At 55.5% G+C, this 25,279-nt stretch carries 22 protein-coding genes and 1 pseudogene; 20 read left to right on the forward strand and 3 right to left on the reverse strand.

Annotation, left to right across the window (positions count from 1 at the left end):
- The first annotated feature begins 56 nt into the window (after nt 1-56).
- From ACP4CD_RS00615 to ACP4CD_RS00635, 5 genes are all read left to right on the forward strand, one after another.
- Nucleotides 57-740: a hypothetical protein gene (locus tag ACP4CD_RS00615; RefSeq protein ID WP_064024982.1), complete on the forward strand. Its 684-nt coding sequence runs from the start codon at nt 57-59 to the stop codon at nt 738-740.
- Between the two features lies 1 nt (nt 741).
- Nucleotides 742-1,014: a DUF4258 domain-containing protein gene (locus tag ACP4CD_RS00620; protein WP_426992936.1), complete on the forward strand. Its 273-nt coding sequence runs from the start codon at nt 742-744 to the stop codon at nt 1,012-1,014.
- Nucleotides 1,011-1,238 carry a type II toxin-antitoxin system MqsA family antitoxin gene (locus ACP4CD_RS00625; RefSeq protein ID WP_192375181.1) on the forward strand — a complete coding sequence of 76 codons (228 nt, stop codon included), beginning with the start codon at nt 1,011-1,013 and terminating at the stop codon, nt 1,236-1,238. Before ACP4CD_RS00620 ends, ACP4CD_RS00625 begins: the two co-directional genes overlap by 4 nt.
- A 119-nt stretch (nt 1,239-1,357) precedes the next feature.
- Nucleotides 1,358-2,053 carry a hypothetical protein gene (locus ACP4CD_RS00630; RefSeq protein ID WP_426992937.1) on the forward strand — a complete coding sequence of 232 codons (696 nt, stop codon included), beginning with the start codon at nt 1,358-1,360 and terminating at the stop codon, nt 2,051-2,053.
- A gap of 356 nt (nt 2,054-2,409) precedes the next feature.
- On the forward strand, nt 2,410-2,616 hold the full coding sequence (locus ACP4CD_RS00635) for a DUF2283 domain-containing protein (RefSeq protein WP_071160886.1): 207 nt from the start codon (nt 2,410-2,412) through the stop codon (nt 2,614-2,616).
- Nucleotides 2,617-2,986: 370 nt separating this feature from the next.
- Here ACP4CD_RS00635 and ACP4CD_RS00640 read toward each other — a convergent pair whose 3' ends face one another.
- The 3 genes from ACP4CD_RS00640 to ACP4CD_RS00650 all read right to left on the reverse strand — a co-directional run bounded on the left by ACP4CD_RS00640 (nt 2,987) and on the right by ACP4CD_RS00650 (nt 6,451).
- Nucleotides 2,987-3,634, reverse strand: coding sequence for a hypothetical protein (locus tag ACP4CD_RS00640; RefSeq protein ID WP_426992938.1), 648 nt, complete (start codon nt 3,632-3,634; stop codon nt 2,987-2,989).
- 173 nt (nt 3,635-3,807) lie between these two features.
- Nucleotides 3,808-4,920, reverse strand: coding sequence for a phosphatidylinositol-specific phospholipase C (locus tag ACP4CD_RS00645; protein ID WP_426992939.1), 1,113 nt, complete (start codon nt 4,918-4,920; stop codon nt 3,808-3,810).
- Nucleotides 4,921-5,332: 412 nt separating this feature from the next.
- Nucleotides 5,333-6,451: a hypothetical protein gene (locus ACP4CD_RS00650; protein ID WP_426992941.1), complete on the reverse strand. Its 1,119-nt coding sequence runs from the start codon at nt 6,449-6,451 to the stop codon at nt 5,333-5,335.
- 443 nt (nt 6,452-6,894) lie between these two features.
- Here ACP4CD_RS00650 and ACP4CD_RS00655 point away from each other — a divergent pair, with 443 nt between their 5' ends.
- The 15 genes and pseudogenes from ACP4CD_RS00655 to ACP4CD_RS00725 all read left to right on the forward strand — a co-directional run bounded on the left by ACP4CD_RS00655 (nt 6,895) and on the right by ACP4CD_RS00725 (nt 25,141).
- Nucleotides 6,895-8,925: a TonB-dependent receptor gene (locus ACP4CD_RS00655; RefSeq protein WP_426992942.1), complete on the forward strand. Its 2,031-nt coding sequence runs from the start codon at nt 6,895-6,897 to the stop codon at nt 8,923-8,925.
- A 67-nt stretch (nt 8,926-8,992) separates the two neighbouring features.
- Nucleotides 8,993-10,210, forward strand: coding sequence for a zinc metallochaperone GTPase ZigA (zigA, locus tag ACP4CD_RS00660; protein WP_426992944.1), 1,218 nt, complete (start codon nt 8,993-8,995; stop codon nt 10,208-10,210).
- Complete coding sequence (locus ACP4CD_RS00665) at nt 10,197-10,412, forward strand: hypothetical protein (protein ID WP_426992945.1); 216 nt, start codon at nt 10,197-10,199, stop codon at nt 10,410-10,412. Before zigA ends, ACP4CD_RS00665 begins: the two co-directional genes overlap by 14 nt.
- A gap of 25 nt (nt 10,413-10,437) precedes the next feature.
- The gene (locus ACP4CD_RS00670) at nt 10,438-11,211 is read left to right on the forward strand and encodes a ZIP family metal transporter (protein WP_426992946.1); all 774 of its coding nucleotides are present in this window, start codon (nt 10,438-10,440) and stop codon (nt 11,209-11,211) included.
- 10 nt (nt 11,212-11,221) lie between these two features.
- A complete protein-coding gene (locus tag ACP4CD_RS00675; protein WP_426992948.1) occupies nt 11,222-11,938 on the forward strand; it encodes a DUF1826 domain-containing protein in 717 nt (238 codons plus the stop codon).
- Nucleotides 11,939-12,490: 552 nt separating this feature from the next.
- Nucleotides 12,491-13,983 (forward strand): annotated as a pseudogene (locus ACP4CD_RS00680) (formylmethanofuran dehydrogenase subunit A).
- 9 nt (nt 13,984-13,992) lie between these two features.
- Nucleotides 13,993-14,781: a GTP cyclohydrolase FolE2 gene (folE2, locus tag ACP4CD_RS00685; RefSeq protein ID WP_426992950.1), complete on the forward strand. Its 789-nt coding sequence runs from the start codon at nt 13,993-13,995 to the stop codon at nt 14,779-14,781.
- 13 nt (nt 14,782-14,794) lie between these two features.
- On the forward strand, nt 14,795-15,787 hold the full coding sequence (locus ACP4CD_RS00690) for a CobW family GTP-binding protein (RefSeq protein ID WP_426992951.1): 993 nt from the start codon (nt 14,795-14,797) through the stop codon (nt 15,785-15,787).
- A gap of 596 nt (nt 15,788-16,383) precedes the next feature.
- On the forward strand, nt 16,384-19,149 hold the full coding sequence (locus ACP4CD_RS00695; RefSeq protein ID WP_426992952.1) for a COR domain-containing protein: 2,766 nt from the start codon (nt 16,384-16,386) through the stop codon (nt 19,147-19,149).
- Nucleotides 19,150-19,197: 48 nt separating this feature from the next.
- Nucleotides 19,198-19,398: a hypothetical protein gene (locus tag ACP4CD_RS00700; RefSeq protein WP_426992953.1), complete on the forward strand. Its 201-nt coding sequence runs from the start codon at nt 19,198-19,200 to the stop codon at nt 19,396-19,398.
- A gap of 943 nt (nt 19,399-20,341) precedes the next feature.
- Nucleotides 20,342-20,893, forward strand: a complete 552-nt coding sequence (locus ACP4CD_RS00705) for a ricin-type beta-trefoil lectin domain protein (protein ID WP_426992954.1) — start codon at nt 20,342-20,344, stop codon at nt 20,891-20,893.
- A 40-nt stretch (nt 20,894-20,933) separates the two neighbouring features.
- Nucleotides 20,934-21,971, forward strand: a complete 1,038-nt coding sequence (locus tag ACP4CD_RS00710) for a hypothetical protein (protein ID WP_426992955.1) — start codon at nt 20,934-20,936, stop codon at nt 21,969-21,971.
- Between the two features lie 239 nt (nt 21,972-22,210).
- Nucleotides 22,211-22,726, forward strand: coding sequence for a hypothetical protein (locus ACP4CD_RS00715; RefSeq protein ID WP_426992957.1), 516 nt, complete (start codon nt 22,211-22,213; stop codon nt 22,724-22,726).
- A gap of 684 nt (nt 22,727-23,410) precedes the next feature.
- Nucleotides 23,411-24,286 (forward strand): hypothetical protein, encoded by an 876-nt coding sequence (locus ACP4CD_RS00720; protein ID WP_426992958.1) that lies wholly within the window; start codon nt 23,411-23,413, stop codon nt 24,284-24,286.
- A 54-nt stretch (nt 24,287-24,340) separates the two neighbouring features.
- A complete protein-coding gene (locus ACP4CD_RS00725; RefSeq protein WP_426992960.1) occupies nt 24,341-25,141 on the forward strand; it encodes a hypothetical protein in 801 nt (266 codons plus the stop codon).
- The last annotated feature ends 138 nt before the right edge of the window (nt 25,142-25,279 follow it).

Raw genomic sequence — 25,279 nt, forward strand, 5'->3', positions numbered from 1 at the left:
TTAGTCAAGCTCGGTAACTGACGAATTCAACAGACAAAATTTTAAAGGCAAGCAACATGACCCTACACAAAATCAGCAAAAAAATCGTCGGCTACAAAGTCCTGAGCAAAGACAGCGCCGAAGCGGTTCAACAAGCGGAAGCGGAAAAGCCGTCGCTGGAATCGATGCACGAAAACGTCGAGCGTCCGGAAATGCTGGTCGGCTCCACCTACAAGATCAAGACGCCGCAATCCGAGCACGCCTTGTACATCACGATCAACGACATCATCCTCAACCAGGACACCGCCCACGAAGAGCGCCGGCCTTACGAAATCTTCATCAACTCCAAGAACATGGAGCATTTTCAATGGGTTCTGGCGTTGACGCGGGTCATCTCCGCGGTGTTCCGCAAAGGCGGCGACGCTTGTTTCCTGGTCGAAGAGCTGAAAGCGGTGTTCGATCCGCGCGGCGGTTATTTCAAAAAAGGCGGGGTGTTCATGCCGTCCTTGGTCGCTGAAATTGGCCATGCCATCGAGTCGCATCTGAAGCACATCGGCATGATCAAGCCGGAAAAACTCAGCGACCATCACCAACAATTGCTGGACGAGAAGCGCCGGGAATTCGAGGCTTTGCACGGTTCCAGCGAGGGGCAGGCGTTTCCGGAAAAGGCCGTGCTGTGTAACAAGTGTTCGACCAAGGCGATGGTGTTGATGGATGGGTGTATGACTTGTTTGAATTGTGGTGAAAGCAAATGCGGCTAAAATGAAACTGATATTCCGAAAGCACGCGATCATACGCATGTTCGAACGCGGAATCACTGATCAGGATATTCGGTCGGTGTTGGCTAGCGGCGAAGTGATTGCGCATTATCCCAACGATACGCCATATTCCAGCCAATTAGTTTTGGGTTGGGTAAACGGAAATCCGATTCACGTTTTAACAGCAACAGCCGACGATGATGAGATTATTGTAATCACGGCTTACCAACCAAGCCCCTCTCTTTGGGAAAATGACTTCAAGAGGAAACGTCCATGAAGTGTCCGATTTGTAAACATGGCGATACCGCCAGCGGCACAGCCAGCCTGACTTTGGAACGAGGCTCTGCAACGCTGGTGTTTAAAAACGTGCCGGCGCAGATTTGTAACAACTGCGGCGAAGAATATTTTAGCGATGACATCACCCGTTCGATCCTGAATCAGGCTGAGTCCGCTATTAATGCTGGAGTAGAGATTGATGTGCGGCAGTATCGGGCGGCTTGAAGATAGTCGTATGAAGTAGGGCGGAAAAGCGAAGCGCCTTCCGCCGGATGGCAATTAATCATTTGGCGCATGACGCTATTGCTTATGCCTTACAGCTCTCTAATATGGCAAGTTAAAAAATGAATACAGAAAAAAATGAAGTTCTAACTGCATTAACTAAAGGCGTAATTGGTATGGTTCCTGTTATTGGGCCAATTGTTGCAGAAATCGTAGGTGTCCTAGTTCCTAACCAACGAATTCAGAGAATAGAATTGTTGCTAAAAAAATTGGAATCAAAACTAGAACACCTAGACACTGAAACCATAAAAGGCTTGATGACTGCCCCTGAAGCCATTGATCTAATGGAAGATGGTTTCTTACAAGCATCAAAAGCGATTTCTGAAGAAAGAAAAGAATATATTGCATCATTACTTAAAAATGGGTTAACCGACAAAACATTGCAACACATAGAATATAAAAGGCTTATATCAATTCTTGGAGAACTGAATGACCTTGAAGTTATAATACTAAAATCACATTTATTACACCCATCGTTTCCTGAAAGCGCTGAATTCTGGGAGAAGCACGAAAAAGCGCTTACCCCACCACTTGCACATTTAGGCTCATCACAAGAAGAAATAGACAAAGAAACAATATATAAAAGCCATAATATTCACCTAACAAATCTTGGGTTAATTAAACCTCGCTTTAGCAAACCAAGAAAAGGAGAGTTGCCAGATTTTGACGACAAAACAGGAATGATGAAAGCTAGTGGGTACAATATTACTAACTTAGGCGATTTACTACTAAGAAGCATCGACCAAGTAGGGCCGTAGGATGTGCTGAACGAAGTGAAGCGCATCGGTCGCGTAATCGGACGCATGATTTAATTGAAATACTTTTGATTTTAATGCCTCGCTATCGCGAGGCTCAATTTAACGCCGGTTCGCGGACCGGCAACCGCGATACTTTTCTTTGCTTGTCCAAAGAAAAGTATCCAAAAGAAACGACACCCCATGCCGCTTTGATCCTGCGCTCCTCCGGGTTTGAGCGGGGTTTTCGGAAGGGCTTTCCTAGCCCTCCGAAAACGCGCGGCGTCCCTGCCGCGCCCCTGTCGGGCAAATCCGCTCAAACCCTGCGGTGCTCGGCGCGGCATCAGGGGACAAAACCCGCTGTTGGAGAATAAAGTCGAATGAAATTAAGTTACGAACCAACGACCGATTCGCTATATATCCATTTGCAAGATCAACCGGCTATTGATTCCAGAGAGATTGTCGATGGCGTTGTATTAGACTTCGATGCGGCCGGTGCTTTGGTGGGTATTGACCTGCAACATGCTGGAAAAATAGTGGATATTAGCTCGCTGATAGCAATAAATATTCCCTACGGTCTTGAATAGCAGGGTAGGGTGGGCACGGTTTTTTTGCCCACGCGGAATTAAAACGGCGGGATATTGTTTCGCTATCGCTAAGATCAATTGAATGCCGGTTCGCCGACAGGCTGCCGCGATGCTTTATTTCGAATGGTAATCACGCTTGAGCTTGGTTACCCGATTTTGGAAGCGTCAGATTTCCGGTCAAATCAATGAAAGCTGGAGTTATCAAGGCGTGATTCCCAAACTGGCGTTTGGGAATCGCCGCTCTCTGAGTTTATTGCTCGGAGGTTTGCGTAAAGATGCCTGAATATTCCTTAACGCACTTCGAGAGAAATCGATCGTAAAAAGTTTACTTCGGAAGGACAGGGTCGGCCTTGTCTAGCAGGCCGCCGGACTAGACAGGATACGCGGTGACGCCGCCGGACGTGAAGCCGTTGGCGTCCTGTACCAAAATTTCCCATCCGTGTGCGGCCGTTGTGCTCCGCCGAATGATTGCGCTACCGGCCAGTGCGGGCAATGCTCGGACCAACACCTGATTGCCGTCGGGGTAAACGGGTAAGTTATTCCACGCGGCCTTGGTGGGTTCGTGATAAAAATAAATGCCTTTGGGTCCGCGATCGACCGCGACGATGGTGCAGCCGCCCAAGCCCACCGTGAAGATATATTGAACGGTTCCCGGCACGCTGTTGGCCGGTATGTAACCGAATTTGCTGGCGTCGTTGGTGTCTTCGTTGATGAAGGGTATCCAACCCGCGATGATCGGCGCGCCCTTGCGCGACGTTTGCGCGTACGCACCTTGTGCGCCAAGTATTTTTAAATCGACGACGGCCGGATACTTGGCGATGGGTACTAAGTCGAACTCCAATGGAATCCGGCACTTTCGTTTACTATCGCTAAATTGACTAGCCAAATGTTTGGCATTAATGGTTTCGTTTAAGCTGTCTTTACCATCCATGGTTTTTCCGGCGTTATAACTGTAAATGAGTTTTTGGCCCATATAGGTTGTCGGGTTGAGACGAAATGCCGCGTTATTGCCTTTCATGGAACACCTCGGGTTTGATAGTGGAAAGTCGCTACTTTCGTAAAAACACTAGCTGACTTTAATTTACGGTGGGGAAGCTAAAAATATCCATCATAACCAGTTATTTAAAATAAAGTCGCCCCTCGAGTTTTCTCTCGTTGCGGAGAGTCGAGGGGCGATCCGGGTATTATGGGTTAATTGGTTTTTTTCAGAAGCACTTCGTTCATTGCAATAATGTTGTTCACCAAACTTCTACCCGGGAAGTCCATCATGACAATGCCCATCCGTTTGGTCAGTTTGAGATTGATATTCAAGTTTTTATACAACTGATTGATGGATTGGTAATTAAGCGCCAAATCCGCCAGGAATTTGCTGCTGAGTTGATTGGTGCCCAGGAAAGCGATGGAGCACAATTTACCCAGGCAGCCGACTCTGGGAAAATCCGGATAGGTATTCGGACTGGTTAGCGTGGTTAAACCGGTCAATAATTGCGCTGCATTGGTTTCATGCGAACTGTGGCCGCTCGCGACAAAATAAGGGAATGAGCCGTTGCCGCCATCCAGGAAGTTAATATAAATTTTATTGGCATCGCCGGTTGAAGCGGCCATGAAATGCGCTTTGACTTGTTCCCATTTGCCGTACAAATCCCAGTTTGTTTTCAATTTGTAATTGTCCTGTACGGTACCTTGCTTGTAGATTTCGGAATAGTTAATACCAATGGGCGAACCGGAATAATTTTGTAACAATACCGCCTTACCCCGCATCTCGCCTAGCGTGGGATTAGTAGTACCTTGCAGATCCAAAAACAGGCCGGGGAACTTGCCGACGATGTAATTATAGGTATCGGAGAAACTGCGGGTATTATTCACGCCGACAACATCTTCAGTAACTCGCATAATCACGGTCTCGCTGGGATTAGCCGCCAAAAAGTCATCCACAGCGTTCAACACGTCCTGGTAGGTGGCATTTTGGGTAACCCCTGCGCGAGAAATAATTAAATTATCGTTTTTATGCCAGCAGCGTATATCCAGCACGCGGATTCCGGAGTTTAACTGATCGGCGACGCTCATTGATTGGGTTTGTATATCGTCGTCACCGTAACGAGCCATGGAATCGTGTGTCCCCGGCAGCGAAAGTTCGCTGAGTTTTAACGTATCCGGTAGCGTCTTCATCCACTGCTCGTTATTGTAAACGCCAATATAGGCATCGTGAGAATAGGCCGCCGTATCGATACCCGAAAATACGTTGCCGCTGAAGCAAGCTATACTGGCAAATGTTAAAGCAGCGAAAGTGGATTTTAGTTTCATGGTTGGATCCTCATATTGATGTTTTAAAAAAATATTTAAGTGAAACGATCGATATATGAGGGGCAAACGCTGTGCCAGTTTGGCGAGATTATTTTAAATAACTGATTTACCTTGGAATAGTTAAGTTCGCTGTTGAACAAAATTGATATTATTGCGGATTCTGGCTACGATATTCAGTAGTGATGACGAAATATCGTAGCTGGGGTCGGTCAGCGAGTGGAATTGAAGCGAATGATTCAGTTCACTCAAAAAGGCGTTGGGCAAAGTCCGGTCGTCACCGAATCGCAATGCCATCGATCGCGGTTAAAGCCTTGCCAGCCCCGCTGTTTCATTCTTCGAGGCGAAGCAGTGCTTTCATGATCGTGCGATCCATTGAGCGATTCGACTTACCGACATCACCGATGCTCCTGCTTCAGTGCGCGGTCGTGTAATAGGCAATGATTTTGTCGGCGACGGCCTTGGCGCCGGCGTCGCCGGTCAGCACCGCGTAGTAATAGAACGACAGTGCGATGTTCACGTAGGAAATGCCTTTTTCGACACCGAGAAATTTGTCGCCGCCGGGATAGACCCGGCTATTGCCGTCGGACAGGATTTCGCCGCTGGGCTTGACGCGGGTCTGTTCCCAAGCGATTCCCGAGCTTATCGCATCCCACAGCCTTTGCCTGATCGCCTGGTCCGTCGGATCGGCATTCAGATACAGAATAAACAAACGAAACAAGCTTACGCCCTGATAGCTGCTGTCATAGCCATCCAGTTCCGGCAACACGCCGTTCGGCCATTGGGCGTTCAAGCCCAGTTCGGTAAACGCGATACCGACATCGATCGCGTCCTGGCGGTTCAGAGCGCGGCCCACCAAATAGAAGCCGGCGCCGTCGTAATACAGGTGATTGGAGAGCGGCGTATCGTAGTCGATCAACAAGTCCTGCTGAGTTAACAACCAATCGATCGAGCGGTCCGCCTGTTCCTTGATGATGCCTACCCGGCGACGCAGGTCGGCCGTGTCGGCGCTGGTTTGAAACCACGCGTTGCCGTCCAGCAAAATCAGCGAGCGGCCGAGCTCGCTGAAAAAGAAGGTCGTCGCGTCGGCGTAGTCTTGAGGATAAGGTATCAGGTTGGCCGGCAACGTCGGCGGAACCACGATCGGAAACGAACCGTCGGGATTTTGATGGCCGAAGGCGTATTCCAGCGCTTTGATGCCGGATTCCAGTACGGCGGCGTTACGCGGATACAAGCCGCGAACGATGGTCCAGGTCACGCCGTCTTGAAAGCGCACCGAGAAATAGCCGGCGCGATTTCGCTGCAGCGCGCCTTGCGCATCCGGCACCGCCAGTCCGGCCAGACGATTGATCAGCGTCGCGTTGAAGGATTTGAGCAGCGACCATTCGTTCGTGGAGGGCATGGAGTAAACGCCCACCGGGATAGCCGGATTACTGAGCGCTTGCGTATCCGGCGCGGGATCGCTTGCCGCGACCGCGCAACTAAAAAGCGACGTTGCGGCAAACAGGATGCAAACTAACGGATTTTGGGGCATGTGGTCTCCTTGTCATTGAATGACTTTGGGTTGAATAAAGCGAGGAGCCTGGCCGATGAACGGCGAGTTCGGCTAGCGGTTAGAGTATAGCGGCTTACACCAGGATGGCCGAAAGTCGCCGAACAGTCGCGTTATGAAATGACCGGCGTTGAACCGGACTAAGCCTGTATGTGCATTCGGCAAAACCTGTCCGGCCGGCCCCAGTCGGACGGATGTATCGGTGTATTGAATCCGCTACTCGCCGGCACCCGCTTTTGAGGGCATCGTGAGCCCGAGCCTGATGTTGCAAAGTGTTTGAGCCTCGACCGGCTCGGTTAAACAATGGTCCGTAGCCGTCTACGATGCACTTCTATGGCGTTACCTACGAATGCGGGTGTTATATTGTTGCATTCGCATTCGTTATAATATAACATTTTTGCCGACTCCCTTTTCCAGTTCCACCGATGAATAAAACTGCTTTTTTCTTGTTGATGCTGCCCGCGAGTTTGCTTCACGCGGAAACCCAAGCCGACATCTCGCTGGACGAGGTTATTGTCACCGCGCCGTTGCCGGTGACAAAAGCCGAGGCCGGATCGCCGGTCACTGTGCTTAGCGACGACGAGTTGAGGATGAAAACCGGCCACAGCATAGGGGATACCTTGAAAAACGAACTGGGCATTTCCAGTCAGTCTTTCGGCCCCGGCGTCGGCACTCCGGTAATACGCGGCCAAGCCGGCCCGAGGGTGCGGGTGTTGAGCAACGGCATCGGTAGCAATGACGTATCCGCGATTAGCCCGGACCACGCCACCAGCGTCGAGCCGCTGTTGGCCGAGCGCATCGAAGTGCTGCGCGGCCCGGCAACGCTGTTGTACGGCAGCGGTGCGATGGGCGGCGTGGTCAATGTGATCGACAACCGGATTCCGGGCAAGGCCTTCGACAAAGCCTTGAACGCGGCGCTGGAGCAACGCTTCGATTCGACCAGCGACGAAACAAGCACCACGATGAAAGTCGAAGGCAGCAAGGACCATATCGCTTACCACCTGGACGGCTTCTACCGGCATCGTAATAATCTGGACATTGGTGGCCAGGGTATCGATACCGCCAAGGTGGCGATCACCGACCCTTCGTTGGAAGTCGTGGACAACCCGCGCGGCTATTTGAACAACACCGGTGCCGAGGCGATCAGCGGTTCGGCCGGCTTGTCCTGGGTCGGCGACAACGGCTTCGCCGGCGCGTCGATCAACAACTTGAACAATAGTTACGGCATCGCCCCGGACGGCACCGGCACGGAAACGGTGCGCATCGCGATGCGCCAGAACAAATACGATTTCAAGAGCGAACTGACTAATCCGCTACCGTTCGCGAAAACCTTGCGCACCCGGCTGGGCTACACCGATTACCAACACACCGAAATCGCCAACGGTGAACCCGGCGCTTTTTTCACGAATAAAAGCTACGAAGGCCGCGTCGAACTCAACCATCAAGACATCGGCCCGTTGCGCGGCGCGGTCGGCTTTCAAGCTCAGGTCAGCGATTTCAACGCCATCGAGAAACTGACCGGCGCCAGCATCGTACCGCGCTCGGACACTTACAGCTACGGCGTGTTCGGCGTCGAAGCCTTCGATTTGGGCCCGGTCACCTACCAACTCGGCACCCGCGTCGAGCAGACCGACGTGCATCCGGACGGCTACACGCCGTTAAGTTACACGCCGGTTAGCGCCTCGGTGTCGGCACTGTGGAAGCTGGACAGCCGCAACAGCCTGAATTTGGCGATCACCCGCTCGTCGCGGGCGCCCAACGTCCAGGAACTGCTGGCCAACGGTTATCACGACGCCACCCGCAGCTTCGAGCTAGGTAGCTTGAGTTTGAAGGAAGAAACCGCTTACAACCTGGACTTGGGCTACCGTTTTAAAAGCGACTGGCTGCGCGCCGAATTGGACTTGTTCCACAACTGGGCCGGCGATTACATTTACCAGCACCGCACCGGCGCCTTCGTCGACGAAGAGGGCAACCCTTGCGCCGTGGACTGTAAACCGGTGGTGCAAAGCAGCCAGCAAGACGCCATTTTCAAAGGCTACGAAGCCAAGCTGATTTTCCCGGTCGTCGAAAATCACCTGGGTTTGGTGGAACTGACCTTGTTCAGCGATTACACCCGGGGCGAATTCAAAACCGGCGGCGACGTGCCGCGCATGCCGCCGCTGCGCTACGGCCTGCAACTGGATTACAACAAAGACCAACTATCCAGCTATCTGCGCCTGACCCGCGCCGACGATCAGACCCACGTCGGCGAGTTCGAGACTTCGACGGCCGGTTATTGCTTGCTGAACGTTGGCGTCAATTACCAAATCGAAGCCGCCGGCGACGCCAAGTTATTGGTGTTCGCCAAGGGCAATAACCTGCTGGATCAAAACATCCGCAACGCCACTTCGTATTTACGCAATTTCGCGCCGGAAGCCGGTCGCGGCGCGGAAGTCGGTTTCAGATTGAGTTATTAATACGCAAGGGCGCCGCGATTCGCTGGCGCCCTTTTTTGGACTGCTATTGTTATAGTATAACATCGTCATGGCTACACTAATTCCATCCAAGCTGCCCGTCACGGTCTTGTCCGGCTTTCTCGGCGCCGGTAAAACCACGCTACTCAACCATATTCTCGGTAACCGGGAAAACCGGCGAGTGGCGGTGATCGTCAACGACATGAGCGAGGTAAATATCGACGCCGCGCTGGTCAAGAACGAGGTGCAACTGAATCGCGGCCAGGAAAAGCTGGTCGAAATGAGCAACGGGTGTATTTGCTGCACCCTGCGAGAGGATTTGCTGATCGAGGTCGGCAAACTGGCCAAGGACGGCCGCTTTGATTATTTGGTGATCGAGTCCACCGGCATTGCCGAACCGCTGCCGATTGCCGAGACCTTCACCTTTCGCGACGACAGCGGCATCAGCCTGTCCGACATCGCCAAGCTGGATACCCTGGTGACCGTGGTCGATGCCGTGAATTTCCTGCGCCAATACCAGGAAGCCTTGAGTTTGAAGGAAGCCGGCGAAGCCTTGGGCGAAGACGACGAGCGCAATGTCGCCGACCTGCTGGTCGACCAGATCGAATTCGCCAACGTCATTTTGATTTCCAAGATCGACTTGATCGCCGGCGACGAAATCGCCAATCTGCAAGCGATTTTGCGCAGTCTGAATCCCGATGCCGAAATCGTGCCGATGGTCATGGGCCAAGTCGATCTCGGCCAGGTGCTGGACACCGGTCTGTTCGACTTCGAAAAAGCCGAGCAAGCGCCCGGTTGGCTGAAGGAGTTACGCGGCGAGCACGTTCCCGAGACCGAGGAGTACGGCATCTCCAGCTTCGTTTACCGCGCCCGCCGGCCGTTTCATACCGAGCGCTTTTACCGCCATTTGCACGAAGGCGAATGGGACAACGGCACCTTGCTGCGCTCCAAGGGCTTTTTCTGGCTGGCTTCGCGCCCCGAATACGCCGGCAACTGGTCGCAAGCCGGCGGCATCATGCGCCACGGCCTGGCCGGACGCTGGTGGGCCTCGGCACCCGAGGAGCAATGGCCGGCCGAGTATCTGGACGACATCCGCGAACAATGGGTCGAGCCCTACGGCGATTGCCGCCAGGAACTGGTCTTCATCGGCCAGAACGTGGATGCCGAAAAGGTCCGTCGCGAACTGGACGCTTGCCTGCTGACCGACGCCGAATTAGCGGCGGGGCCGGATGCATGGCGCAAACTCCGGGACGATTTCCCACGGTGGTTTAGCGATGGCGGACACTGATGGCTTTCCGCCGTTGACCGGTGGCGAACTGCCGTCGATGCTCGGAGTCGTGCTGAGCTTGCGCGATCAAGCCTCGCGGCGAGACACCTTGACCTCCGCCTATCCGCCGATACTGGGTTGCACCGTCGCAGGGGTGCTGTTTCACGCGCCGTCCAGGCGTATCGCCGAATTTAGCGGCCACTCGCACCGCCAACACTTTTAGCTTCCACATCGGGGGTAGCGCCGCCATGAATACTTATTTAGCCACCATCGCCGCCAGTTTCGCGGTCAGCCTGTGCTCGCTATCCAGCGCTTTTGCATTGTGGCTACCGGCGGCAAGTTTGAAGCGCATTGTGCCGTTCCTGGTGGCACTGGCGGTCGGGGTTTTACTGGGCGACGCCTTCATTCACTTGATTCCGGACGCGGTCGCCCGCCAAGGTTCGGTGAGTAAGGTGTGCATGACCGCTTTGATCGGTGTGTTCGGTTTTTTCGTGTTGGAAAAGCTGGTGCGTTGGCGCCACGATCATAACGTCGACACCCGGCCTGCCGGTAGCGAAATCCTGCCGTTGGCAAAAATGAATTTGATCGGCGACGCCATCCACAACTTCGTCGACGGCATTCTGATCGCCGGCAGTTTCCTGGCCGATCCGGCGCTGGGCCTGACCACCACGCTGGCCATCGTCGCCCACGAAGTACCTCAGGAACTCGGCGATGTCGGCGCATTGCTGCGCGGCGGTTATGCGCCGAAGCAAGCGGTGTTATACAACTTTTATTGCTCGCTGAGCGTCGTGCCCGGCGCCTTGTTTACCTTGCTGCTCAGTCAGGTCGCCGCATCGTCCTTGGTCGTGTTGTTGCCGATCGCCGCCGGCGGTTTCATCTACATTGCCGCTTCCGACCTGATTCCGGTGCTGCACGAGCGCTCGACCTTGCGCCATCTCGGCGGCCAAAGCGCGTCGTTCGCGCTCGGGATTGCCTTCATGCAAGGTATCGTCGTTTTCGAACAATCCCTGTTAGCCCACTAAGGAGTGACCCATGTTTGCCCGCGCACCTTTCGCTCAAACGGTCGGATCGCCACGGGTACCGCCCAACAGCTTTCAACCGCTGGAGCGACGCCCCGCGACCAAAACCGTGATGTCCGATCGATTTGCCGATCTGGCCCGAATCTACGAGGAGGACGTCAATCTGTGTTTGATCGACCGACCGTTACCGCTCGAGATCGAAGGCTTCGTCTACGCCGCGCTAAGCAACAAGACCAGAATCGAAATCAGCCAGGCTGTCGATCCCAGCCGTTACGACTTTGGGGCCATTTGGCCGCAAGTTACCGCTCTGGACGGCTTCCGGGCTTGGCTGGACGACGTGGTCTGGTTGACCTCGGCGTTTTGCGAATTGTTCGGCCAGCGCGAAGCCGGCCTGCGCTTGCGGACCCTGGATAACGCGATGTGCCCGCGCTTTCACGTCGATCGGGTGCCGGCGCGGATGATTTGCAGTTATGGCGGCATCGGCACCGAATGGCTGCCGGAATACGCGGTCGATCGCGACAAACTGGGCATGGGTGGGTGCGGCGTACCGGATCAAGTATCCGGGTTGATCGCCGACGCCACCGCGATTCGGCAAATGCCGGCTTACGCGGTGGGTTTGATGAAGGGCGAGCACTGGGTAGGCAATGAAGGCCGCGGTTTGGTCCACCGTTCGCCAACCCCAACCGCGGTCCAGCCGCGGCGGCTGTTGTTGACCTTGGATATGTTGTGAGCCGCCGGGTCGTTGCCGCTCGCTTTCCGGCCTATCGTCGTCGAAGGTTGCGGCTCGAACGGCGCCAATCACCATCGACCAAGCGGAGCCAATCTCCGTTGGCAGTGCGGAGTCTATGGTCGTTGGCCAAGCGGAGCCAATCTCCGTTGGCAGTGCGGAGTCTATGGTTGTTGGTCAAGCGGAGCCAATCTCCGTTGCCTGAGCGGAGTCTATGGTCGTTGACCAAGCGGAGCCAGTCTCCGTTGGCAGTGCGGAGTCTATGGTTGTTGGTCAAGCGGAGCCAATCTCCGGTGGCTGAGCGGAGTCGAAGCCAGCCTTGTTCGGCTATACCCGGCTTTCGGCCATTGATTCGTTGGGAATCTCAAGCTTGGTACGCGGTGCGTACCCTACCATCTTATGTTGATTAAGCTCCGCAACGGCGCCATTTACGACCCGGCGCAAAACCTGCACGGCGAGATCGGCGACCTGTTCATCCGCGACGGCATCATCGTCGCCGACCCCGGTCCGAACGCGCGTTTCGATGCGATTTACGACGCCACCGGCCAGATCGTCATGGCCGGCGCCATCGACATCCACAGCCATATCGCCGGCGGCAACGTCAACACCGCAAGGCTATTGCTGCCGGAGCAGCACCGCAACCGGATGGCGAGGCGGCTCAATCATCCGTTTTCCACCGCCAAATGGTCCAGTACCGACATCGGCTATCGCTACGCCCGGATGGGCTACACCTGCGTGGTCGAACCGGCCATGCTACCGGTCGGCGCGCTGGACGTGCATCTGCAAATGGCCGACATTCCGATCATCGACACCGCCGCGCTGGCGATACTCGGCAACGACGATCTGCTGTTACGGCTGATGCGCGCCAAGGCCGGCCAAAATCAAATCAACGACTACGTGGCCTGGACTTTAAATGCCACTAGGGCTTTGGGATTGAAGGTTATCAACGCCGGCGGCGCCAACGCCTTCAAAAGCAACGTTCGCCAATTCGATCTGGACGACATCGTGCCCGATTACGGCGTCAGCTCACGACAGATTCTGCAAACCCTGCAACGCGCCGCCTGCGAATTGGGCGTACCGCATCCGGTACACGTGCACTGCAACAATCTGGGCACGCCCGGCAACGTCGAAACCGCCGTCGCCACGATGGAGGCCGCGCAAGGCCTGCCCATGCATCTGGCCCACGTTCAGTTTTACGCTTACGGAGCGGAAGGCGCCAAGGGCTTTTCGTCGGCGGCGGCGCGATTATTGAAGCCTTCAACCGCCATCCCAATATCACGATGGACGTCGGCCAAGTCCTGTTCGGCCAAACCGTGACGATCTCCGGCGACGTGATCGCCCAATATAGCCGCCACGCCGACGCCAGCCCGAGCAAATACGTGATGTGGGACGCCGAGAACGAAGGCTCGGGCGGCGTGGTGCCGTATCGTTACCGCGAAGTCAGTTTCGTCAACACTTTGCAATGGGCGATCGGCCTGGAATTGTTCTTACTGGCCGAGGCACCGGAACGTTTGTTCTTCACCACCGACCACCCCAACGGCGCGCCGTTTACCGCCTACCCGGAATTAATCCGCTTATTAATGGATGCCGATTACCGGCAGGAGTGCATGGTGGGCTTGAACCAGGAGGCCCTGGCCCTGACCCTGTTGCCGGGTCTAAAACGCGAATTGAATTTTAGCGACATCGCGACGATGACCCGCTCCGCCGCCGCCAAGCTGCTCGGCTTCAACGATCGCGGCCATCTGGCGCCCGGCGCTATCGCCGACATCGCCGTTTACGATCCGGGCCGGCGCGCCGGCGCTCGTCCCGACTATCGGGCGATGTTCGCCGATGCCGCATTGGTGTTCAAAAACGGTCGAGTGGTGGTCAAGGACGGCGTGGTGGTCGACCGCCCGGACGGGCAAGCGCAGGCCGTCTCGCCGGATTACGACGCCGGCATCGCCCGCACCGTCAAGCAGCATTTCGACCGCTTCTACAGCCTGAAACTCAATCAATACGCGGTCAACGACGGCGATTTCGGCGAGCGGCCACGTTTTCATTACCTGTAAATCAAACCCATGACGCCCATCGAAGACATCCAAGCCCGCGCCGACAGTCGCCGTATCGCCATCGACAAAGTCGGCATCAAGGACATCCTGCATCCGGTGCGGGTTCAGGACAAAAGCGTCGGCGAACAACGCACCGTGGCTCGCTTCGCGATGTACGTGAATCTGCCCCACGACTTCAAGGGCACCCACATGTCGCGCTTCGTCGAAATCCTCAATAGCCACGACCGGGAAATCAGCATCGCCTCGTTTCCGGCCATGCTCCGCGAAATGCTGGACCGCCTGGAAGCCGAATCCGGCTATATCGACATGCGCTTTCCTTACTTCATCGAGAAAGCTGCGCCGGTCAGCGGTGTGCGCAGCCTGCTGGATTACCAGGTCGGTTTCATCGGCGAAATCGACGCCGCAGGCTGCCGCACCAAGGTGCAAGTCGTGGTGCCGGTCACCAGCTTGTGCCCGTGCTCCAAGGAAATTTCCGAGCGCGGCGCCCACAACCAGCGCTCCCACGTCACGGTCACGGTAGTCACCGACGGCTTTGTTTGGGTGGAAGATCTGATTGCATTGGTTGAAACCGAAGCCTCGTCGCCGATCTACGGCCTGCTGAAGCGCCCGGACGAAAAATACGTGACCGAATACGCCTACGACCACCCGAAATTCGTCGAGGACATGGTTCGAGACGTGGCGGCCCGCCTCGACGCCGAAGCGCGTATCAGCGCCTACACCGTGGAATCGGAAAACTTCGAATCGATCCACAACCACTCGGCTTACGCGTTGATCGAGCGCCGCAAGCCGCGGCTCTAATCCCGGAGGCCTCATGCAAACCAAGTTAACACACAGCGACCGAATACCGGTCACGATCCTGACCGGTTTCCTCGGCGCCGGCAAAACCACGTTGCTCAACCGCATCCTCACCGAACACCACGGCCGGCGCATCGCGGTCATCGAAAACGAATTCGGCGAGGCCGGTATTGACAACGAACTGCTGGTGCAAGCCGACGAGCAAATCGTCACGATGAACAACGGCTGCATTTGCTGCACGGTGCGCGGCGACCTGGTACGCATCCTCGGCGAATTGTCCGAGCGCCGGGAAAGCGGCGAGCTGTATTTCGAGCGAGTCGTCATCGAAACCACCGGCCTGGCCGATCCGGCGCCGGTAGCGCAAACCTTTTTCATCGATCAGGATATCGCCGAAAACTACAAACTGGACGCCATCGTTACCGTTGTCGATGCCGCGCACGCCCATCAACAATTGGCGGAACACCACGAAGCCCAGGAACAAGTCGGTTTCGCCGACCGAATCTTGCTGTCCAAAACCGACTTGGTCGCAGCCGAAATCGCCGCCGACCTGGAAAGCCGGCTAAGGGCGATGAACCCCAGGGCGCCGATCAAGCGCGTACATTTCGGCGAAACCGAGTTGAGCGACATTCTGGACATCGACGGCTTTAAACTGGACGACATCCTGAATATCGAGCCGGATTTCTTGGAAGACCTCAGCCACGAACACGACGACGACATCACGTCCTTCGTGTTCGAAACCGACCGTGCGCTGGACGCCGCCCGGATTCTGGCCTTTCTCGACATCATGGTCCGCGACCACGGTAACGACCTGCTGCGCTACAAAGGCATATTGCACATCGCCGGCTGCGACAAGAAAGTCATCTATCAAGGTGTACACATGCTGCTGACCGAAAGCTTCGGCAATCCCTGGCCGGCCGGCGAAACCCGCGCCTCGCGGCTGGTGTTCATCGGCCGCAACCTGCCCAGGCAAGAGATGTTGGAAGCACTGGCGTCCTGCCAAGTCGCCTGAGCGGGCGAAACCGGGAGTACAAACCCAGGTTTGTACTCCGGCGTTTGGACACCGCTGATTGCGGATCCGCATCGCCGTCTTGCTTGCCGCTACCCGCCGTTAGGCAATATCGACGGCTCGTTCGGCGACCGAACAAGCCGGTTTGGAATTTCAAGTTCTGAGCGTTCAGCGGTTGCAATGACCGGCGATCGGCCGCCGCCGTCCAGCCGGAACTTTCCGCATGCTTACCGGCGGTAATGGATTGGTTAGACCTGACGAATACAGTAGCCGGGCGTCGGGGTCGGATATGCGGAGCATCGCTGATTGGAGTACAAACCTAGGTTTGTACTCCGACGTTTGATGGCCTCGGCAAGTCGCCGGGGTGTAAGGTTCTCCGGTTTTGGGGCCGGGCGGCGATCTTATCGTCACGGGCTTATCGAAACGTCGGCTGTCGCGGCGAAAGTCCCAACCCGCGAGCGTTGCGGTTCCGGAACGAAGCGGTTGCGCGCTTTCGCCGAAATTGCGGTCTGCCTGGAGTAGATCATCCTCGTCTGAGTCGACAAACCCCATTGCCTTCCGTGTTAGATTATCGGCACCGATGTCAAAGGAACCGCCCCATGTCCGAAGAAGCCTTGAAGCGAATTGCCGAGAACAAATTGACGAAAAGTTCTCATCTGGATTTGAGCGGCTGTGATTTAGTCCATTTGCCGGACCAGCTTGAAGAATGCACTTGGCTGCAGTCGTTAAATCTACGTTTTAATTTCAAGCTTGCCGACTTTACCCTGCTGGCGGGCCTGATCCAGTTGCAGCAACTTAACTGCTCAAGTACCAAAATCAGCGATCTGACGCCGCTGGCGGGCCTGATCCAGTTGCAGCAACTTTATTGCTCCGCGACCAAAATCAGCGATCTGACGCCGCTGGCGGGCCTGATCCAGTTGCAGCAACTTGACTGCTCCGGGACCCAAATCAGCGATTTAACGCCGTTGGCAGGCTTGACCCAGCTACAACAACTTGGCTGCTTCAAGACCCAAATCAGCAATTTGACGCCGCTGGCGGGCCTGATCCGGTTGCAGCAACTTTACTGCTCAAGGACCCAAATCAGCGACTTGACGCCGCTGGCGGGCCTGATCCGGTTGCAGCAACTTTACTGCTCCGAGACTCAAATCAGCGATCTGACGCCGTTGGCAGGCTTGACCCAACTACAGGAACTTAACTGCTCCGAGACCCAAATCAGCGATTTGACGCCGCTGGCGGGCCTGATCCAGTTGCAGCAACTTTACTGCTCCGAGACCCAAATCAGCGATCTGACGCCGTTGGCAGGCTTAACCCAGCTACAGCAACTTTATTGCTACTCGACGCAAGTCAGCGATTTGACGCCGCTGACGGGCCTGATCCAGTTGCAGGAACTTAACTGCTCCAAGGCACAAATCGACGATCTGACGCCTTTGACCGGCTTAAATAATTTAAAAAAGCTGGATGTTGGTTTCACTGAAATTACCGATCTTTCGCCGCTTCTTGGCCTAATTCAAAATCGAATAGATGTATCTTGGAATTCTGACGAATTTTACGAGAATGATTCCGTTATCTGTATCGACGATTGCCCGTTGGTCTGCCCACCGGCTGAAATCGCCCGCGACTCGCCGCAGGCGGTGCGCGATTATTTCGAGGAATTGGGCGACAACGGCGCGCGGCTCAACGAGGTCAAGGTGATCTTTCTCGGCGAAGCCTCGGCCGGCAAGACCTCGCTGGTCAAACGGCTGATGAACGAGCCGTTCGACGACCATGAAAGCCAGACCCACGGCATCCGCATCCGCCAAGCCAACTTCGAGATGAGCGACGGCGAGCAAGTCGCCGCGCATTTGTGGGACTTCGGCGGCCAGGAAGTGATGCACGCCACCCACCAGTTCTTTTTGTCGCAACGCAGCATCTACGTGCTGCTGCTGAACAGCCGCAACGACGACCAAGCCGAGAAATGGCTGAAGCACGCCGACAGTTTCGGCGGCCGTTCGCCGGTGTTGGTGGTGTTGAACAAGATCGACGAGAACCCGTCGTTCGAAGTCGAACGTAAAAGCCTCAAGGAAAAATATCCGCGCATTCGAGGCTTTTACCGGCTGTCCTGCGCCGAGGCCGAACATCCTGGCTTTATCGAGTTTCGCGAAGCCTTGCGCCGCCAAATCGAAGCCGCCGACACCCGCCGCACGCCGTTCCCCAAGCATTGGCTGGCGGTCAAGCAACGCTTCGTCGAAATGCAGCAGGATTACGACTTTATCGAATCCGACGCCTACCGCCGGGTTTGCCGGGAACTCGGCGTCAGCCGGCCGTTGAGCCAGGACGTGCTGCTGCAATTTCTGCACGACCTGGGCGTATTGATCAATTTCCGCAACCTGCAGAATTTCGACACCCAAATCCTCAATCCGCTTTGGCTGACCAACGGCGTTTACCGGATCGTCAATTCCGCGCTGGTCGCCGACCAGGGCGGCGTGCTGCGGGAAGCGGACTTCGACGCGGTGATCAACGATCCGCGCTACAAACAGCACAACACCGGCGAGCGCGAATTCGTGTATCCCAAAGCCAAATTGCTGTACATCGTGCGGGTGATGCAGGAATTCGAGCTGTGCTTCCCAACCGGTCCCGGCGATTTCATCGTGCCGCAATTGTTGCCGGCCAGCGCGCCGGAATTTCAGGCCGACGGCGCGCTGCTGCGTTTTGTCGTGCACTTTCCCAGCTTTTTGCCGAACAGCGTATTTCCGCGGCTGATGGTGAAACTGCACGCTTTCATTCGCGGCGGCGAGCGCTGGCGCACCGGCATGGTGCTGCACAAACCTTCGGTATTCGACGCGCTGGCCAGGGTGCGTTGGGACAGGGAAGACCAAAAGCTGTTGATCGATATTTGCGGTAACGAGCGGCGGCGCTTGTTAAGTTTTATCCGGGAAACCATCAAGGAAATCGTCGCCGACTTTAGCGGTTTGGCTTTCGAAGAACGGGTGCCGGTGCCGGGTTGCGGAGCTTACAAAGATTACGAAGAATTGGTCGAAGCGGAAAAGGCCGGCGAAACGACCATTTTCGTCAAGGAATTGAAAACCCGCGTCGCGATCGCCGATCTGCTGGACGGCGTCGAGGAAGCGGCGATGCGCGACGCGGACCTGCAACTGCCGGTCAAAGCCTTCGTCTCGTACTCGCACAACGATTTAGACTTTGTCAAAGCCCTGCAAAGCGCCTTGTCGCCGCTGGTGCGTTTGCAAAAACTCAGCCTGTGGCACGACCGCGACATCGACGCCGGCGAGGAATGGCGGCCGGAGATCTTACAGCAACTGGCCCAGGCCGACATCGTGCTATGTCTGGTCAGCCCCGACTTCGTGGCATCGGATTTTTGCTACTTGTAGGAATTCGAAGCGGCCTTGGCCGCGCACCGGCGCGGCGAGCAATTCGTCATGCCGATTCGCTTACGGGAAACCGACTGGCAAGGCTTGCCGCTGGCCGAGATTCAGGGCGCGCCGGAGGAATGGATCGGCAACGCCGCCAATCCGGACCAAGCCTGGTGCCGGGTGTCAGAACGGTTGCGGCCGGTCATAGACAAAGCCAGGGAGCGGAAACGGCGCAAATTGCGGGAAGATGGCGAGCGGCCACGTTGACGATGCGCGCCGGGGCCAGACCGCCAAAACGGCCAGGCTTGCGATTTACGGCGGTTAAAGTGTACTTCGCGCCAATTTAACCGCGCGGATTGACTTTTTGCGGTTCCCGGTGGCGAAATAAATGCGAATTACGCCGTCGGAAACGTTCACCATGACTCAGGGAACGCTCCCAGAACTTTTAGCAACGTTCCCAGCGCTCTCATCCGTGTTTTCAGCCATCTTGGGGGCTTTCCCAGAAGTCTCGGGAACTTTCCCAGAAGTCTTGGCGAGGTTCCCGGCCGTTTTTGGGGACACCCCGGCGCCGAAAAAATGTCCCCGAACTCGCCAGGAAGGTTCCCGAAGTCGTTGTGAGTGTTTATGGCGCGATGATTGGCGTTTTAAATTCGGCGGTAAATCTCTATTCCGTGTCCGGAAATGCGCTTAATGCGGCATGCGCTAAACGCAATGGCGGCCACAATCGACGGCAGCAAACCAATGATTCGGAAAGAGTGGGTAAGTCCAAGAGAGATTCAGTTCGGCAATTCCGTGCAGATTGGCGAATCGACACGAATATCATGGCTGTGAAAAATTACCTCAAAAACCCGATTTAGCCTGATGTAGAATTCAATTCAAATATCGCTGGTATTAAATCGATTTTCCATTGGATTTATCGGCCATCAATAAAAATTCCAAATTCACGGAGATTGCGGATATGGCGAATATAAAATACGTTCTGCCATTTTTGGTTGCCTCGACATTGGCGAACGGCTGTGCCAGTTTTGGAATATATGCTCCCAAGGATCTATCGACTATCAAACTGCCCGCCGCCGCCCGTATCGATATTAAAGCAACACCCAGTATCGACCGAAGTTCGGTAAAACTGGACGTCGGCACGGTTCGAGAGATCGATATTACCCATCAAGTGCCTTATATTTCGGACAGCGAACGCACGAGTAGTTTGCAATTGCCGGCCGGCAAACACACCATAACCGCCGAAGCCGATATTCCCTGCTGGTATTGCTCTCCCAACCCGACGCATTTCGTCGACTCAGCGAATATCTGCGTCGCCCCGGAAAGCTGGCCCGCCGGACAAAAAAATTACACGTTAATCAACGAAGCGAGCGGTTCGGTTATCGGAAAAACCGCCAACGATGGCTTGGAAATGACCGCCGACTCGGGCTCGCCCGCTAGTCGTTGGGATTTTATGACCGTATACGGTATTCAACAGATCGGTATGATCGCTAGTGTAGATAACCCCTGCTTATGCCTGCATGTGGGAGACGCTAATCAAATTAACCTGGCTATCTGCGATTCGACTGACCGCAACCAGCTCTGGGAAGCCATGCCTGTGCCAAACAACAATGCTTTTATCATTAGAAACGTCAATAACTTTTCTTGCTTGACCGAAGTACCCAATAATTCCTTGGGCTATTTTTCGTGCGATGCGAATCCAAACCCGAACCAGAATTGGAAACCCAGAAACAATCATTCCGGCCGAATAGAGCAACCGTTTTAAAAGACAATCGATTTAAAATCCAATCCGACGAGTAACGACTATGCCGAATATCAAAAATTATTTAACTATATTCAGCGTCGTGCTGGCCAGCCCGATCGCAAGCGCGTCCACCAACGCCTCGGTCAGTACGACTATTGCCCAAACCAACAAGTACAGCGTTCCCAATCCAGGAACCAACGCGACGAAGAATGTCATCGACAATCACTCTGGCTACACGCCGTCCTCGGCGGTTGCCAGTTATACCTTGTCGGCCGACGGCGAATCGGGTTACGCGCGCTCGACCGCCTCCGCTCATGCCTCGGCCGGCCACCTTGGGGTTTATGCCGGTAGCGATAGCATGTACAGTACCAAACACCAAGATGCTCAAGGCAATCTTAGTGGAGCCGGCGGCGGCAGCGCCGATACCCATGCCAGCGCCAATTGGTACGATCTATTGACAATCAACGCGTCTGGCATGAACGGCCGTCTTGGCAGTTTCTCGGCGAGTATCGTCGTCTCGGGCAATGCGCTGGTCCACACCGACCCCGGCGTGATGCTTAAGAGCCCGGATGGCGGCCTGCTGTTGGCATCCAATGAAGGCCGGTCGTCGGTTTCATTGGCCGGCAGCGGACTGAATTGGCCCACTCAAACTTGGGACGACGCGTGCGGCGGCGGACAATTGGCATGCGCCAATACCTCTTATGGGTTCAGTCCGATTCCCAATGTCGATTACCATCGCGGCACCGCCTCAATCACAATACCCGTCACGATAAATTTTCGGTTCGGCATCGCCCAAACCATCGGTTACAGTCTATCGGTGTCCAGCCATGCGCTGTCGGACGTTCAGTACTTCAAAACCGCCGGCAGCGGTGGCGTCAATGCCGTGGCCGATCTATCGCACACCTTGTTGTGGGGTGGCATCGACAGCTTGTTCGACGATCACGGAAATGCCATTTCCAACTTTAGCTTAAGCGCTTCCAGTGGTTTCGATTACCGCCAAGCCGCCATCGTCCCGCTACCGCTATCGGCGTGGCTGATGTTGTCGGCGCTGATGGGCTGGTTGGGCTTGCGGCGCAAACAGTCACAGATCGCGGTCTGATTCGCGGTCTCCGCCAAATTTAAACCTCAGCGCTCGCTTGGATTCTCCTTCTAGCCTAAGACTCAGCCGAATGCTGCTGATTGGAGTACAAACCTAGGTTTGTACTCCGGCGCGCGATTGGCCGCTGTGATTGGTTGGACTTTGCGATGCGCCGGGCGACGGAGTAGCTTATATAGGGCGCGGATCCAATCGGAACGCCAACGAATTCGGTATTAAGCAACCAAACTCGGACTAGCGCCATGACTCCAAATCAGCCCAACAACGCCGATCGAACCGAAATAGCCGATCTATGCGCGGTCGCTCAATATGTCGAGCAGATTATCGCTGCCGAGCATCAATGGATATCCAATCGGCTGTCGTGGTTTTATATGTCTCAGACTTTTTGCTTGGCGACGCACGCGGTGCTGGTGACGGCCCAAGGCGTACACGTGCGAAGAGATTTCGAGTTCCTGCTGTGGGCGATGCCGCTGTTCGGATTGGTTTCGAGCGTTATCGTGTTCTTCTCGGCGAAAGCGGCCGAATCGGTCGTCCGTTCGTTGGCGGAAGAACGGGCCAGATTAACCCGGCGAATCAACGCGGTCGCGGGCGCTTCCATTCCGTTGATAGGCGCGAGCCGGCCCAACCGCCAAGCCGATTTGCACTGGACCCATTGGGCCGGCGCGTTGCCGTTGAACATTCTCCCGCCAAGCCTAGCGCTGATTTGGATCGTGCTGTTGATCTTTCGATTTTCCTGCAAAGCCCTGTGCGCCGGTTGAATGCCGGCAGTGCCTAGCCCTATGCGAGCGCCTGCATCACGGGCAGGGGGATTGCGCTGATTGTTCGAGTTATCGCGCTCTACTTCGCTAAAGCACTAATCGGTAAAACCTGGCGCTAAATCTTAAATGCTAGGGGCGTTCAAGCGAACGCCCCTAGCCTGGGTAGGCGCCGCAACCGCCCCGCGAGTCTCTCCGATGATCGTCATTGTCTCCGACGAATATCGGCGCACCTTCGGGAATCGCCAAAAATACGGCATATCCCGCATCAAATGTGAAATGCCGCACTTTGTCTCCGTTAGACAGCAATCACGCCTAGACACTCGTCGAGACCCATCGGTCTAAATAGAAAAATTGCCTAATGAAATCAGTTGCTAACAAATGGCGAACTAAAAAATTCCAGAATCTATTCCTAACGGCATAGTTAATGCCTATTGAATTATTAACCCGGCTATTAAATACCGTTCGCCGCGAGCCTGTCTCAGGCCACGCCAGCGGGGGGCTTAGACGCGCTCAGCCCGAACGGAATACCCGTGATCAGTAGGGCCGGGTTAATACGCTGATGGCAATTCCCGTTAGCGATTCACGACTTTTCCTAAAAACGTCTTTACTCGAGCAAACATGATGACAATGCATACTTCACGTATCGGACCTTCGAGCAGGGTCCGGCAACTTTCTCTCTGCGGCTTGGCGGCAATCGCCGCGTCGGCCAACGCCGTGGCGCTGGAGGGCTCCATCGGCGGCACAGCCTATCTCAGTTACGATCAAGCAACCTGGGCGACGCTGAAACCGCTGGAAAGCTATAAAAACATGAACTATCAGGAGCTCTACGGTGGTCAGCGGATACCCACCGCCGACATAGCCGGGCGGCGTTGGGCTTATCCGCAGTTGTTTGTCGACAACAGCGTGCCTGCCAAATTGCAACCCTGGTGGTTGGCCACCAATGCCGCGATTGCCAACGGTACCGCGACTGCGGCGGCTCTTGCCGAATGGCGGGTGCTGGATCCCGCACAGCAAGTTCCGGCGGCGCAACCGGCCGGCGGTTGGGCCATGGCGGTCGATTCGCTGGGCGAGGGCCTGGACCCCGGCTGGGCTGACGGCTATCACCCGACCGATTTCGATCCGACCACCGGGGTCGGCAAGATTGCGCTGGGCGGCTCGCTACGCCTGCATAGCGATTTCAACTCGCCTTCCGGCGTGCTGTGGATGCGGGGCTTGACGTTGGAGCATCGCGGCGAAACCGAGAGTTGGTATATCGGCAACGATGCCGGTCCAGCAAGCGGAGCATTCTTCGAACTGATCGACCCGGCTTTCGGCGTAAATCCGGATAACGGCTTGTTGAGCATCGACGCCGATTTCAAACTCGGCGACTCCCTGTACTCGCGAATATTTTTTAATTTAGACGGCGATACCCGCGTCATCGGCCATTTCTCGCTGAACCCGTCGCTGACGACGCCCACCAGCCCGGTACCGGTGCCGGCCGCCGCGTGGCTGTTTTCCTCGACCTTGCTGGGTTTAATCGGCGTTTCGCGCCGCCGAGGCTTGAGCCCGAATGCGCGTTAAATCGCGCGGAACAAGCGCCTCATATTCCCCAACATTACCTTCAGGAACCATCGTATGACATTTTCCAGTTTCAAGCCCTTACTGGCTTTTGGCTTGCTTGCGCTAAGCATGGGCCCGCAAACCGCCGGCGCGACGGTCGTCGCCACGGCCACCGTTCATTGGAACCCGCTAGACGTGGAGATTATCGACTTGTCCGGCGGATTCGATACGCCGCAATTTAGTTGGGTTTCGCCGTTTGGCAGTGCGAATACCTATGCTTACACGGATCACGTGGAGGGCAGCTCCGACAATCAAAGCGTTGACGATTTCACGACTCAGCTAAGCTCCGTGAGTAATAGTAGATTCTCCGGCAGCCACGCCGAACGCGGCGATGGGATCGTGCAAGTCCAGGCCCAAGGCGATGTGCTCGGCAACAATTACGCAGTGACCGAGGCCGACAGCCAAGGTAGCTTCGAAATGCGTGGCAAAGGCGTTGCGCTGATCACGCTGGATTGGACCTTGGAAGTCAGCGGCGTGGAGTACGTCAATAAGTTGTCCGCCACTGGCTTTGCCACCGTCAGTCTGTCCGGCAATGATACCGACCAAAACGGCACAAACGGCTATAGTACCATGTACGCATTACTCAACCCTTCTCTGGGTTCGGAAAGCAAAAGCGGCAGGTTTCGCTTTGCCGTCACCGGCGATGGCGTCAATGTGGTCAGCGGTAATTTTGTGGTCACGGCCTATGTCAATACCAGTGTCAATGACGGCACGCTCACTTTCGTGCCGATCCCTTCGGCGTTCTGGCTGTTCGGCGGCACGGTCGTTGCGGCATTGGGCGGTCTGAAGCGCAAATCGCTACCAACTTCATGTTAGCGCGCGTACACCGAAGGCCGGATCACCCACGCATCGACGAGCGACCCGGCGGCCTTGTCCAACCGACTCTTTTATCGTGCCCGGTCGGCGCTGACCATCCCATCACGGATCAGCCGTTCGCCCGTTGCTCAACCCCAT

The sequence above is a fragment of the Methylomonas stagni genome, from assembly GCF_050154735.1.
In the GTDB taxonomy this organism is placed as follows: domain Bacteria; phylum Pseudomonadota; class Gammaproteobacteria; order Methylococcales; family Methylomonadaceae; genus Methylomonas; species Methylomonas koyamae_A.